At 62.9% G+C, this 12,680-nt stretch carries 11 protein-coding genes; 2 read left to right on the forward strand and 9 right to left on the reverse strand.

The window, feature by feature from the left end:
- Positions 1-131 precede the first annotated feature (131 nt).
- The 8 genes from J2Y48_RS17775 to J2Y48_RS17810 all read right to left on the reverse strand — a co-directional run bounded on the left by J2Y48_RS17775 (position 132) and on the right by J2Y48_RS17810 (position 9,241).
- Positions 132-1,979 (reverse strand): ATP-binding protein, encoded by a 1,848-nt coding sequence (locus tag J2Y48_RS17775; RefSeq protein WP_310420637.1) that lies wholly within the window; start codon positions 1,977-1,979, stop codon positions 132-134.
- A gap of 200 nt (positions 1,980-2,179) precedes the next feature.
- Positions 2,180-2,572, reverse strand: coding sequence for a Fe-S cluster assembly scaffold SufA (sufA, locus tag J2Y48_RS17780; protein ID WP_310420639.1), 393 nt, complete (start codon positions 2,570-2,572; stop codon positions 2,180-2,182).
- Positions 2,573-2,689: 117 nt separating this feature from the next.
- Positions 2,690-3,070, reverse strand: coding sequence for an SUF system Fe-S cluster assembly protein (locus tag J2Y48_RS17785; protein WP_310420641.1), 381 nt, complete (start codon positions 3,068-3,070; stop codon positions 2,690-2,692).
- Between the two features lie 10 nt (positions 3,071-3,080).
- On the reverse strand, positions 3,081-4,322 hold the full coding sequence (locus J2Y48_RS17790; RefSeq protein ID WP_310420643.1) for a cysteine desulfurase: 1,242 nt from the start codon (positions 4,320-4,322) through the stop codon (positions 3,081-3,083).
- Between the two features lie 22 nt (positions 4,323-4,344).
- Positions 4,345-5,619 carry a Fe-S cluster assembly protein SufD gene (sufD, locus tag J2Y48_RS17795; RefSeq protein ID WP_310420645.1) on the reverse strand — a complete coding sequence of 425 codons (1,275 nt, stop codon included), beginning with the start codon at positions 5,617-5,619 and terminating at the stop codon, positions 4,345-4,347.
- 18 nt (positions 5,620-5,637) lie between these two features.
- The gene (gene sufC / locus J2Y48_RS17800; RefSeq protein ID WP_310420646.1) at positions 5,638-6,393 is read right to left on the reverse strand and encodes a Fe-S cluster assembly ATPase SufC; all 756 of its coding nucleotides are present in this window, start codon (positions 6,391-6,393) and stop codon (positions 5,638-5,640) included.
- 72 nt (positions 6,394-6,465) lie between these two features.
- Complete coding sequence (sufB, locus tag J2Y48_RS17805; RefSeq protein ID WP_310420648.1) at positions 6,466-7,935, reverse strand: Fe-S cluster assembly protein SufB; 1,470 nt, start codon at positions 7,933-7,935, stop codon at positions 6,466-6,468.
- A 136-nt stretch (positions 7,936-8,071) separates the two neighbouring features.
- On the reverse strand, positions 8,072-9,241 hold the full coding sequence (locus tag J2Y48_RS17810) for a cysteine desulfurase family protein (protein WP_310420651.1): 1,170 nt from the start codon (positions 9,239-9,241) through the stop codon (positions 8,072-8,074).
- A gap of 216 nt (positions 9,242-9,457) precedes the next feature.
- Here J2Y48_RS17810 and J2Y48_RS17815 point away from each other — a divergent pair, with 216 nt between their 5' ends.
- Positions 9,458-10,135, forward strand: a complete 678-nt coding sequence (locus tag J2Y48_RS17815) for an alpha/beta hydrolase (RefSeq protein ID WP_310420653.1) — start codon at positions 9,458-9,460, stop codon at positions 10,133-10,135.
- Between the two features lie 58 nt (positions 10,136-10,193).
- Here J2Y48_RS17815 and J2Y48_RS17820 read toward each other — a convergent pair whose 3' ends face one another.
- Entirely contained in the window at positions 10,194-11,324 is a 1,131-nt protein-coding gene (locus tag J2Y48_RS17820; protein ID WP_310420655.1) for an anhydro-N-acetylmuramic acid kinase, read from the reverse strand.
- A gap of 100 nt (positions 11,325-11,424) precedes the next feature.
- On the opposite strand from J2Y48_RS17820, the gene tyrS reads away from it, so the two are divergent.
- The gene (gene tyrS / locus J2Y48_RS17825; RefSeq protein WP_310420657.1) at positions 11,425-12,678 is read left to right on the forward strand and encodes a tyrosine--tRNA ligase; all 1,254 of its coding nucleotides are present in this window, start codon (positions 11,425-11,427) and stop codon (positions 12,676-12,678) included.
- Positions 12,679-12,680: the final 2 nt, after the last annotated feature.

The raw sequence follows: 12,680 nt of genomic DNA on the forward strand, positions 1-12,680 counted from the left end.
CCCGGCCCGAAAAGGCCGGGGTTTTTCTTGCGTCGTGGCATCGTATGGCAACGCGCAAAGAGCTGCGCACCCGGACGCCGACTTGTATCTCATTTGTCCTTTCGACGCAGCGTAGCCTTGTCGGCCGAACCTCACTGCCCCGGAAGGGTTACGACAAACCGGGCGCCGTCGCGATAGTCCGGATCGAGCACAATCGCGCCGTGGTGGCTGTCGACGATGCGCTTGGCGAGCGCCAGCCCTATGCCCGTGCCGGCGAACTGGCTTTCGTCCCGATGCAGACGCTGGAACAGATCGAATATCCTGTCTGCATGTTTGGGATCGATCCCGATCCCCTCGTCCTCAACGACGATCCTCACTCCATCCTGCACGCGGTCGCCATAGACCCGTACCTTCGGCACGGTATCGGCATGGCGGTACTTGATAGCGTTGCCGATCAGGTTCTGCATCAACCTGCGGAGAAGCTCCGGATCACCGGTCACGGCGGGGAGCGGCCGCGTGTCCACTTCGGCGCCCGTTTCGCGGACGTGCCCCGCCAACATGGAAAGCGCGTCGGCAACGACCGCGTCTAGGGAAACCCTCTCGAAATGGCGAATCTGGTAGGCGATCTGCGAGTATTCGAGCAGACGTTCCACCAGTATCTGGAGGCGAGAGGCGGCCTGCTGCAGATAGCGGGCGTGAACCGCCAGTTCGTCAAGCCGTCCTTCATCGACTTCTTCGGTGATCAATTCAGCGAACGAGGCGATCTGTCGGATCGGCGCTTTCAGGTCATGCGAGACTGTTCCCGTGAACTGGTTCAGCGCCTCGTTCTTTCGCTGCAACTCCACCGCTTGCCTGGAAAGCTGCTCGTGTTGCAGCTTCGTTTCGGTGACGTCCCTGCCCACCGCCAGATAGTCAACCGGCTTGCCGTCCTCGAAACTTGCGATCGCGGTCCACAGCACCCAGGTCGGCAGTCCATCGGCGCCCGTATAGCAGACCTCGCGCGTGCGCAGCGGCGTCTTCGGCGTGTAGTCGCTTGACCTGCCGATGGCCTCGCGCTGATCTTCGGTTCGGGCCGATTCCCAGAAGCTGATTCCCACCAGCTTTTCCGCCGTCGACCCGAGAAACGCCGCACATTGATCATTGGCAAACCGGATCACCATCTCGCCGTCGGTGCGTACGAGCATGTCCGGAAAGATCTTCAGGAAACTCAACTGCTGCCTGTGCTTTTCGTGCAGAATTTGTTCGGCGCGCTTGAGCTCGGTCACATCGATGCGCAGAGCGACAATCTCGCCGCCATCGGCAACATAGCTCTCCGAGCGAATCCAACGCCCATCGCTGTACGGGATGACCTGCGGCGCGCCGCACTCGCGATGGTGGCGCAGACGCGACTGCACCCAGGCTTCGGCCTCCGGTGTTCCCTCCACAAGGCCCTGATAGAGGCCGCCGCGAAGATTGGCGCGAACGATGTCTTCCATCGTTGCCCCGACCTGCACTGCATCTCTTGCCGGATGGCAGCGATTGCGGAAAGCCCTGTTGAACGCCAGCAGTTGCTCATCGCGATCGAAGATAGCGATTCCTTCGGGAATCGCCTCGAGCGCTGCATAGATCCGGTTGCCCGGAAGGGCCCGCTCCTCGTGGCTGCCCGCGTCCACGAGGTCGCGCAGAACCAGCGCGTAGCCGGTCTCGCCGTCGTCCGCGGCAACGGCCAACACATGCGTCATAGCCGCGAACGGCGAACCGCTCGCCCTCAGAAATCGCAGGGGATGGACATCGGCACGCTCGCCGAGCGAAAGACGGTGGAGAAGAAGCGGAAGGTCCGGCTCATCGATCAGCGCTGCCAGCGGCTCGGGGCGAGCCCGAAGCTGATCGCGTCCCAACGCGCGCCTTGCCGCCTCGTTCAGGGTAAAACCACTCAGGTCTGCCGCTGTGACGATCACGGGCAGAGGCAACGATTCGTAGACCGACGTTGCAAAGCCCTCCAGCGCGTGCGTCCCTTTCAATGCCACCTCCCGGCTGCAAGATCGGCATCATACACGGTTGGTGGTGCTTTCGACATGGTGCCTAAGGCTCCGGGGGCGACACGCAAAGCAGCACGCGGGCAACGAAAAGCAGGCCGCGTCAGCGGTTGCCGCAGATCATGGGGAGACAGAACAGGCAGGCAGATTCCGCCAAGCAAACAGCTCACGTCAACGGTAAATGATCAACCGACCCGCACCGTCGCGTTGCCGGCGGCGGCCAGCGCCGCGAGATCGGCAGGCTTCAGTTCGACCGATTCGCCACAGCCGCAGGCAGACGTCTGATTCGGATTCCTGAAGGTGAAGCCGGACCGAAGCGTGGTGACCTCGAAATCCATCTCGGTGCCCAGCAGATAAAGCACGGCCTCCGGCGCGACCCATACGCTGGCGCCCGCGTGCTCGACGAGATCGTCCTTGGGGTTCGGGTCGGTCACGAGATCGACGGAATACTCCATCCCCGCGCAGCCGCCCTTCTTGACGCCGACCCGGATGCCCTTGGCATCGCCGCCGGCGTTGTCGACGATCGCCTTGACGCGATCGGCGGCGGCATCGGTCAGGGTCATTATTGCAAAGGCCATCAGCCATCTCCTTCGCCAGCCGGGTTCAAGGCCCGATGGGTCTGAATAGAATGTAGTGGGACCGGGTAAATGGATCAATACTCTCGTGCAGCAGGCCTTCTCCGAAGCCTGCGGCCTCTAGTACCAGCCGACCGCGACCTGTGCCTCTTCGGACATGCGGTCCGGGGTCCACGGCGGATCGAAGGTCATCTTCACCTCGACGCCGGAAACGCCTTCGACGGCGCTGACGGCATTTTCCACCCAGCCCGGCATTTCGCCGGCGACCGGGCAGCCGGGCGCGGTCAGCGTCATGTCGATCTTCACCATCCGATCGTCCTCGATGTCGATCTTGTAGATCAGGCCGAGTTCGAAGATGTCGGCAGGAATTTCCGGATCATAGACCGTCTTCAGAGCGGCGATGATGTCGTCGCTGAGGCGGGCCAACTCGTCCGCCGGAATAGCGGAGGTGACGATGCCCTCGCGGACGTCGGCTTTTTCTTCGGTGGCTTCGAGTGACATTTCCAACTCCTCAGGCGAAGAACTTTCGGGCGTATTCCAGGGCGTCGGCCAGGACATCCACCTCGGCACGCGTGTTGTACATGCCAAACGATGCCCGGCATGTGGAGGTTACGCCGAAACGCTTCAAGAGCGGCTGGGCGCAATGGGTACCGGCACGCACCGCGACGCCTGCCCGGTCGATCACCATCGAGACGTCGTGCGAATGAATGCCTTCAAGCTCGAAGGCGAAGATCGAGCCCTTGTCGGGCGCGGTCCCGAAGATCTTCAGCGAATTGACCCTGGACAGGCGCTCGAACGCATAGGCCGTCAGGTCCGCCTCGTGTGCGGCGATCGCCGCCCGGCCGACCTTCTCCATGTAGTCGAGCGCGTAGCCGAGCCCGATGGCCTGGACGATCGGCGGCGTGCCTGCCTCGAAGCGGTGCGGTGGGTCGTTGTAGGTGACGATGTCCTCGGTCACTTCCACGATCATTTCGCCGCCGCCTTGGAACGGACGCATCTCCTTCAGCCGTTCCGTCTTGCCATACAGCACGCCGATGCCGGAGGGGCCATAGAGCTTGTGGCCGGTCATTACGTACCAATCGCAATCGATGTCCTGCACGTCGACCGGCAGGTGGACCGCGCCTTGCGAGCCGTCAACCAGCACCGGAATGCCGCGTTCGCGGGCGATCTTGCAGATCTCCTTCACCGGAACGATCGTGCCGAGCGCGTTCGACATGTGCGTGATCGCGATCAGTTTCGTGCGCTCCGTCAGGCACTTGACGAAATCCTCGACGTGGAAGGCGCCCTGGTCATTCACAGGCGCCCAGACGAGCTTGGCGCCCTGCCGCTCGCGAATGAAATGCCAGGGGACGATGTTGGAGTGGTGCTCCATGATCGAGAGCACGATCTCGTCACCCTCGCCGAGCTTGGGCATGCCATAGCCATAGGCAACGGTGTTGATCGCCTCGGTCGACGACTTGGTGAAGATGACGTTGTCGACCGAAGGCGCGTTGAGGAAGCGCCTTACCTTCTCGCGCGCGCCCTCATAGGCGTCCGTCGCCGCATTGGAGAGGAAGTGCAGGCCGCGATGGACGTTGGCGTATTCGTTCGAATAGGCGTGGGCGATCGCGTCGATCACCGCCTTCGGCTTCTGCGCCGAAGCGCCGTTGTCGAGATAGACGAGCGGCTTGCCGTAGACCTCCCGCGACAGGATCGGAAAGTCCCGGCGGATAGCTTCGACGTCGTAGGTCGTGACAGGCTTGATCTCATTCATCTCGACAATCCGCTCCGGCCCATCAGGCGTGCTTCTCCAGCCACTCGGAAATGACGCCTTCCAGCGCCTCGACCAGCGGCTCGTCTTCCAGTTCCTCGACGATCTCGGCGACGAAGGCGTTGACCAGCATGGCGCGCGCCTTGTTTTCCGGGATCCCGCGCGCCATCAGATAGAACAGCTGCGTGTGATTGATGTCGATCACGGTGGCGCCGTGACCGCACTGCACGTCGTCGGCGAAGATTTCGAGTTCCGGCTTGGCCGAGAATTCCGCCTCGTCCGACAGAAGCAGCGTGTTGCACGACATCTTTGCGTCGGTCTTCTGGGCATCCGGCGCGACCCGGATCTGGCCCTGGAACACGCCCTTGGCACGGTCGAAGATGACGTTGCGGATGACTTCCGAAGACGTGGTATGCGGCACGTTGTGGCCGACGGTAAAGGTCACGTCCGTGTGGCTTTCCCCGCCGAGCAGGTTGATGCCGCGCAGCGTCAGGTCGGAGCCTTCGCCCGCCACCGTCACGTGGATCTCCTGCCGCACGAGCTTGCCGCCGGCATTGATCACATAGAGGCGAAGCTTGGCGTTCGTGCCAAGCGCAGCCTTGAACTGGCCAAGGTGCGCATCGGCTACGCCCTGCGACTGGAAGATGATCCAGGTGATCTCGGCGCCGTCCTCCAGCTTGACGTCGCTGACCGACGTGACGAACGAAGCCTCGTCGCCGACCGCCAGATGCCGCTCGATCACGGTCGCCTTGGCACCCTTGCCGAAGCGGACGGGAAAACGCGTGTTGACCTGACCGCAGTTATGCACCGACTGGATCTCGATCGGCGCCTCTGGTTCGATCCCGTCGGCGAAGTCGATCACAAAACCGTCGCGAACGAAGGAACCGTTGATCTGTGCGATCGTGTCGTCCCGATCCCGTTCGACCAGACGCTCGGCCGCCGTGCCGTCCTGCAGGGCGTCGGAATAGCTTTTCAGCGAGATTCCGCCCTGAAGGCTGCGCTCGTTTGCCTGGCCGTTCGTGACAGACAGAACGATCGAGCCCGGCACGATCGGATCGACCCGGTTGGCGGTTGCACCCTGCTCGAAGGCCGGCACGGCGCGCAACAGCGACTTCAGGTCGGTGTAATGCCAGGCCTCGACGCGGCGGGTCGGCAACCCTGCCGACTTGAACTCGCTGAGCAGCATGTCGCGGGCCGCAATGGTCGCACCGTCACCCGGGAGGTCGCCGATCTGCTCGTTATAGGCGTCGACCAACGCGGCTTCCGCGACGGTCAACTTGATCCCAGCTTGGATATTCATGGATCGTGTCCCTCCGGCTCAGGCAGCTGCCTCGATGATGTCGGCGTAGCCGTTCGCTTCGAGCTCGTGCGCCAGCGTCTTGTCGCCCGACTTGATCACCTGGCCCCTGTAAAGCACGTGGACCGAATCCGGCACGATGTAGTCGAGCAGGCGCTGGTAGTGGGTAATGACGACGACCGAGCGATCCGGCGCGCGCAGCGCATTGACGCCGTCGGCGACGATCTTGAGCGCGTCGATATCGAGGCCGGAGTCGGTCTCATCGAGCACGCACAGCTTCGGCTCCAGCAGCGCCATCTGCAGGATTTCGGCACGCTTCTTCTCACCGCCGGAGAAGCCGACGTTGAGCGGCCGGCGCAGCATTTCCGGCGAGATCTGCAATTCGCCGGCAGCTTCCTTGACGCGGCGCATGAAGTCCGGCGTCGTCAGCTCGTCCTCGCCGCGCGCCTTGCGCTGCTCGTTCATAGCGACCTTCAGGAACTGCATGGTGGCAACGCCCGGGATTTCGACCGGATACTGGAACGCCAGGAAGATGCCCTTCGCCGCGCGCTCGGACGGGTCGAGTTCGAGGATGCTCTCGCCGTTGTAGAGGATATCGCCCTCAGTCACTTCATAATCCTCGCGGCCGGCGAGGATGTAGGACAGCGTCGACTTGCCCGAGCCGTTCGGGCCCATGATCGCGGCGACCTCGCCGTCCTTGACGGTCAGGTTCAGGCCACGGATGATTTCGGTGCCGTCTTCGGCGATGCGTGCGTGCAGGTTCTTGATTTCAAGCATTACGTTTCATCCTCTACGGAATCCCATGGGAGATGGCGCGCAACGGGCGCGCCGAGCCAATTCAAGTAGATATCAGCCGACCGAGCCTTCGAGGCTGATGCTGATCAGCTTCTGCGCCTCGACCGCGAACTCCATCGGCAGTTCCTGGATCACTTCCTTGACGAAGCCGTTGACGATCAGTGCGATCGCCGCCTCTTCCGGAATGCCGCGCTGCAGGCAGTAGAACAGCTGGTCCTCGGAGATCTTCGAGGTGGTCGCCTCGTGCTCGAACTGGGTCGAGGAGTTCTTCGCCTCGATATAGGGCACGGTATGCGCGCCGCACTTGTCGCCGATCAGCAGCGAGTCGCACTGGGTGAAGTTGCGCGCGTTTTCCGCCTTGCGGTGGGTCGAGACCTGGCCGCGATAGGTGTTCTGCGAAACGCCGGCGGCAATGCCCTTGGAGATGATGCGGCTAGACGTGTTCTTGCCGAGGTGGATCATCTTGGTACCCGAGTCGATCTGCTGATGACCGTTCGAGACGGCGATCGAGTAGAACTCGCCGCGCGAATTGTCACCGCGCAGAATGCAGGACGGATACTTCCAGGTGATCGCCGAACCGGTCTCAACCTGCGTCCAGGAGATCTTGGAGTTCTTGCCGCGGCAATCGCCACGCTTGGTGACGAAGTTGTAGATGCCGCCCTTGCCTTCCTTGTCGCCCGGATACCAGTTCTGGACGGTGGAATACTTGATCTCGGCATCGTCGAGCGCCACGAGCTCGACCACGGCGGCATGCAACTGGTTCTCGTCGCGCTGCGGCGCGGTGCAGCCTTCGAGGTAGGAGACGTAAGCGCCCTCCTCGGCGATGATCAGCGTGCGCTCGAACTGGCCGGTGTTCTTCTCGTTGATGCGGAAGTAGGTCGACAGCTCCATCGGGCAACGCACGCCCTTCGGCACGAACACGAAGGAACCGTCGGTGAAGACCGCGGAATTCAGCGTTGCATAGTAGTTGTCGGTCGTCGGCACGACGGTGCCAAGATACTTCCTGACGAGGTCCGGGTGCTCGCGGATCGCCTCAGAGATCGACATGAAGATCACGCCGGCCTTCTTCAGCTCTTCCTTGAAGGTGGTGACGACGGAGACCGAATCGAACACCGCGTCGACGGCGATTTTCGAGGTCTGCACGCCGGCGAGAATCTCCTGCTCGCGCAGCGGGATGCCGAGCTTCTCATAGGTCTTGAGAATCTCCGGATCGACCTCGTCGATCGACTTGGGTCCGCTCTGGTTCTTCGGCGCCGCGTAGTAGTAGAGATCGTTGTAGTCGATCTTCGGATAGTTGACGCGCGCCCAGGTCGGCTCCTCGAGGGTCAGCCAGCGGCGATAGGCGCCAAGCCGCCACTCGAGCATCCAGTCGGGCTCGCTCTTCTTGGCCGAGATGAAGCGGATGATGTCTTCGTTAAGGCCCTTCGGTGCCTTTTCCACTTCGATCGTGGTCTCAAAACCGTACTTGTACTGGTCGACGTCAATCTGACGGACCTGATCGATCGTTTCCTGCACGGCAGGCATATCGTTCTCCAATCTCGCCGGATCCAAGGTCCGGCAGCTTGTCAACGTGTGGCGGGTATCCGCCGGTTATGTAAGGGCCAGAAGGGGCTTTTCACACCTTTTGGCAAGTAAAAACTTGCGTTTCCGCAACTTTCCGTCAGGCCGCCGCCACCCCCTGTCGCCGCCGCGCCGCAATGCGCGCAAACGCATCGACAAACCGCTCGACGTCGGCTTCCGTCGTCGTCGGACCGAGCGAGACGCGTAGGGCGCCAAGGCCGGCATCAAAACCCATCGCCGTCAACACATGACTGGCGCTGACCTTGCCCGACGAGCAGGCGGACCCGGCCGAAAGCGCAATTCCCTCCAGGTCGAAGGCGATCTGCCCCGTCTCGGATTTCAGGCCAGGCAAGCTGAAGAACGTTGTATTGGACAGGCGCGCCATATCGCGACCGTGGATGATGAGATCGCCGGCCAGCGCCCTCATCCGATCCTCCATGCGGTCGCGCAGGGCCGCCAGGCGGTCGTTACGCCCCGTGAAGTCCTCACTAGCCGCCCGCGCGGCAGCCGCAAAGCCTGCCAGGGCCGCAGGGTTCTCCGTGCCCGAGCGGTGCCCCTTTTCCTGCCCGCCGCCATGGATCAGCGGCCTCGGCATCAGCGCCTCGCCGCGCGACACCAGGGCGCCGGCGCCCTTGGCCCCACCGAGCTTGTGTGCCGAGAGGATCAGGAAATCCGCATCGATCTCGCCGATCGAGAGCGGGATCCGGCCGGCAGCCTGAACGGCGTCCACAACGAACAGGCCGCCGCGCTTGCGCACCATTGCCGCTGCCTCGCGCACCGGCTGCACGATCCCCGTCTCGTTGTTCGCCAGCATGATGGCAACCATGGGCAGGCCGCTCGACGCGTCATGGGCCTCCAACAGGGTCTCCAGTGCAGCAAGGTCCACGACGCCCGATGCCGTCACCGGTATCTCGGAAACCAGTTCCTTCTCGAACCGCCCCCCTTCGCGAACCGCCGGATGCTCGATCGCCGAGACATAAAGGTGGCCGACCTTCAGTGGCGTGCGGCCCATGCGGAAGTCGGGCGTCAGCACCATGTTGGCCGCCTCGGTGGCGCCGCTGGTAAAGATCACATGCGCCGCCTCGGTGCCGACAAGCGCCGCCACGTCGCGGCGCGCGCCGTCGATCACGGCGCGCACGGCCCTGCCCTCGCCATGCACGGACGACGGATTGCCGGAAAGGTCTAGCGCGGCAATCATCGCCTCACGGGCGTCTGCCGCAAGCGGCGCCGTCGCGTTCCAATCCAGATATGTCCTCAGCCGTCCTGGCATCGTTACAAAGGGCTCCGATCCTGCACCTGACATGGCAGCGTGCATTTTTCTTGAAATTTCCGCCGCGCTTGCCGTAAGAGACGAACCTCGATACGCGCTCAGCGCAGATTTAAGTTTCGAACGGTTCTAAACTGGTTCTAGAAAAGCTGACTGGTTTCGTCAAGACATCCAGGGCTGTCGAAACGGTTTTTGATCCAGAAACATGCCGGAGAACGAATGCCCGAAATCATCTTCAACGGACCTGCCGGTCGCCTCGAAGGCCGCTATCAGCCTTCCAAGCAGAAGAACGCCCCGATCGCCATCATCCTGCACCCGCATCCACAGTTCGGCGGCACGATGAACAACCAGATCGTTTACCAGCTCTTCTACATGTTCCAGAAGCGCGGCTTCACGACGCTCCGCTTCAATTTCCGCGGAATCGGCCGCAGCCAGGGCGAGTTCGACCATGGCGCGGGTGAACTGTCGGACGCGGCATCCGCGCTCGACTGGGTGCAGAGCCTGCATCCGGACTCGAAAAGCTGTTGGGTTGCTGGCTACTCCTTCGGCGCCTGGATCGGCATGCAGCTCCTGATGCGCCGGCCGGAAATCGAAGGCTTCATGTCGATCGCCCCGCAGCCGAACATCTACGACTTTTCCTTCCTCGCCCCCTGCCCATCCTCCGGCCTGATCATCAATGGTGACGCCGACAAAGTGGCGCCGGAGAAGGACGTCAACGGCCTAGTGGAGAAGCTGAAGGCGCAGAAGGGCATCCTGATCACCCACAAGACCGTCCCGGGCGCCAACCACTTCTTCAACGGCCAGCTCGAGACGTTGATGGCCGAGTGCGAGGACTATCTCGACCGCAGGCTTGCCGGTGAATTGGTACCGGAGCCGGCAGCCAAGCGCCTCCGATAGCCCCGAACGGCAAAGACCGCTCTCGATCCGCCGGCGAAATCCGGCGGATTTTTTCGTTCTATCTATGCTGCGGCGTGGACAGGATCCCGCCCGTAACCGGTATCCGGACCCCGGTCGTCCCCGGAAAGGTCAGCGGCAGCCCATCCAGCGACCTCACCGCAAGATAGGCCCAGGCCTCGGCCTCCATGCTGTCGCCGTTGAGGCCGACGGATTCCGCCGTCATGACCGCTGCGCCAGTGGCGCCGGCAAGCTCCGTCAGGTCACCCATGATGATCCGATTGAGGCGTCCACCGCCGCACACGACATAGGTTTTCGGCTCTTCCGGGAGATGGCCGGCCGACTTGAGAATTGCCGCGGCCGTCACGTGGGCCAAGGTGCGTGCGCCATCTTCAAGGGTCGCGTCCGATCCGGCCGGCGGCGCAAAGTCGTTGCGGTCGAGCGAGCGCCGCTCGTCCGAGACGAAGAATGGGCTGGAGAGGTAGCGTGCGACGAGATCGGGAAGAATCCGGCCCTCGCTCGCGATCATGCCGCCCTGGTCGAACGGAACTCCGGCATGGGCCTCGACCCATTGGTCGATCAGGGTGTTGCCCGGCCCGCTGTCGAAGGCGACGATCCGCCCATCCGCGCCGACATAGGTGAGGTTCGAGATGCCACCAATGTTCACGAAAACCGTGGGCAAGGCGCAGTCCGCCGGGAGCTTGCGCGCCAGCGCGGCATGGTAGACCGGAATCAGCGGGGCGCCCTGCCCGCCATGGACCATATCGTTCGCGCGCATGTCGAAAACGACCGGGATGCCGGTCTTCCGCGCCAGCAGGGCGCCGTCGCCAAGCTGCACGGTGAGCGCCTGTCCCGGCCGGTGCAGCACCGTCTGGCCATGGAAGCCCACGACATCGATATCGGCCGGCGCCATGTCGTTTTCATGCAGGAAGGCCTGCACGGCAGCGGCGTGGTGAAGGGTCAGTTCGCGTTCGACGTCCGCCAGATCCGCCGGCCGTTCCTTCCGCTTATCGATCGCCTTCGCTGTTTCCAGCGCGCCCTGCAGGCGGCGACGGAACACCGGGTCATAGTCAATGCCCATGGACGGCCCGCGTTCGACCTGTGCCTCGCCGTCCGTCCTCAGCAGCGCCACATCGATGCCGTCCATGCTGGTGCCGCTCATCAGGCCGATTGCGGTTCTCGTTTGTCCCATCGAAGAAATCCAGAATCACTTTTGAAGTGATTATGCGCAAAAACAGTGCTAAACGCCCGGCCGTTCACTTAAATAAACCTCCCCTACAGAGAGAAGACCAATGTCGGGTTTCAAGTCAGATTTCCTTCGCACGCTCAGCGAGCGCGGCTTCATCCACCAGATCTCGGATGAGACCGGCCTCGACGACCTGCTCGCCAAGGAAACCGTGACGGCCTATATCGGCTTCGATCCGACCGCGCCGAGCCTGCACGCCGGCGGCCTGATCCAGATCATGATGCTGCACTGGTTCCAGCAGACCGGCCACCGGCCGATCTCGCTGATGGGCGGCGGCACCGGCATGGTCGGCGATCCGTCGTTCAAGGACGAGGCGCGCCAGTTGATGACGCCGGCGACGATCGACTCGAACATCGCCTCGATCAAGAAGGTGTTTTCCAGCTACCTGACCTACGGCGACGGCCCCAAGGACGCGCTGATGATCAACAACGCCGATTGGCTGCTCGGCATCAACTACCTCGAGTTCCTGCGCGACGTCGGCCGGCACTTCTCGGTCAACCGCATGCTGTCCTTCGACAGCGTCAAGATGCGCCTCGACCGCGAGCAGTCGCTGTCCTTCCTCGAATTCAACTACATGATCCTGCAGGCCTACGACTTCGTCGAGCTCAACAAGCGCTACGGCACGCGGCTGCAGATGGGCGGCTCCGACCAGTGGGGCAACATCATCAACGGCCTCGACCTCGGCCACCGCATGGGCACGCCGCAGCTCTACGCGTTGACATCGCCGCTCCTGACCACTGCTTCCGGCGCCAAGATGGGCAAGTCGCTGTCCGGCGCCGTCTGGCTGAACCCGGAGATGCTGTCGGCCTATGACTTCTGGCAGTACTGGCGCAACACCGAGGATGCCGACGTCGGCCGCTTCCTCAAGCTCTACACGACGCTGCCGATGGACGAGATCGCCCGCCTCTCGGCGCTCGGTGGCTCGGAGATCAACGAGGTCAAGAAGATCCTCGCCACCGAAGTCACCGCCGTGCTGCACGGCCGCGAAAACGCCGAGCAGGCGGCCGAGACCGCCCGCAAAACCTTCGAGGAAGGCGCACTCGCCGAGAACCTGCCCTCGATCGAGGTACCGGCCGGCGAGCTCGAGGGGGGCATCGGCGTTCTCTCGCTGATCGTTCGCGCTGGCCTTGCTGCCTCCAACGGCGAGGCCCGCCGGCACGTGCAGGGCGGTGCGGTGCGCATCAACGACAACGCCGTCACCGACGAGCGCATGATGATCGGCGGCGGCGAAATCACCGCCGACGGTGTGATCAAGCTGTCGCTCGGCAAGAAGAAGCACATTCTGGTCCGACCCGCCTGATC

The sequence above is a fragment of the Mycoplana sp. BE70 genome (assembly GCF_031455855.1).
In the GTDB taxonomy this organism is placed as follows: domain Bacteria; phylum Pseudomonadota; class Alphaproteobacteria; order Rhizobiales; family Rhizobiaceae; genus Mycoplana.

Bases quoted from the DNA above. Each gene is read 5' to 3' on its own strand.
- sufB (WP_310420648.1), bottom strand. From the start codon at position 7,935: ATGCCTGCCGTGCAGGAAACGATCGATCAGGTCCGTCAGATTGACGTC.
- sufA (WP_310420639.1), bottom strand. From the start codon at position 2,572: ATGGCCTTTGCAATAATGACCCTGACCGATGCCGCCGCCGATCGCGTC.
- J2Y48_RS17785 (WP_310420641.1), bottom strand. From the start codon at position 3,070: ATGTCACTCGAAGCCACCGAAGAAAAAGCCGACGTCCGCGAGGGCATC.
- J2Y48_RS17815 (WP_310420653.1), top strand. From the start codon at position 9,458: ATGCCCGAAATCATCTTCAACGGACCTGCCGGTCGCCTCGAAGGCCGC.
- J2Y48_RS17820 (WP_310420655.1), bottom strand. From the start codon at position 11,324: ATGGGACAAACGAGAACCGCAATCGGCCTGATGAGCGGCACCAGCATG.
- J2Y48_RS17810 (WP_310420651.1), bottom strand. From the start codon at position 9,241: ATGCCAGGACGGCTGAGGACATATCTGGATTGGAACGCGACGGCGCCG.
- sufD (WP_310420645.1), bottom strand. From the start codon at position 5,619: ATGAATATCCAAGCTGGGATCAAGTTGACCGTCGCGGAAGCCGCGTTG.
- tyrS (WP_310420657.1), top strand. From the start codon at position 11,425: ATGTCGGGTTTCAAGTCAGATTTCCTTCGCACGCTCAGCGAGCGCGGC.
- J2Y48_RS17790 (WP_310420643.1), bottom strand. From the start codon at position 4,322: ATGAATGAGATCAAGCCTGTCACGACCTACGACGTCGAAGCTATCCGC.
- sufC (WP_310420646.1), bottom strand. From the start codon at position 6,393: ATGCTTGAAATCAAGAACCTGCACGCACGCATCGCCGAAGACGGCACC.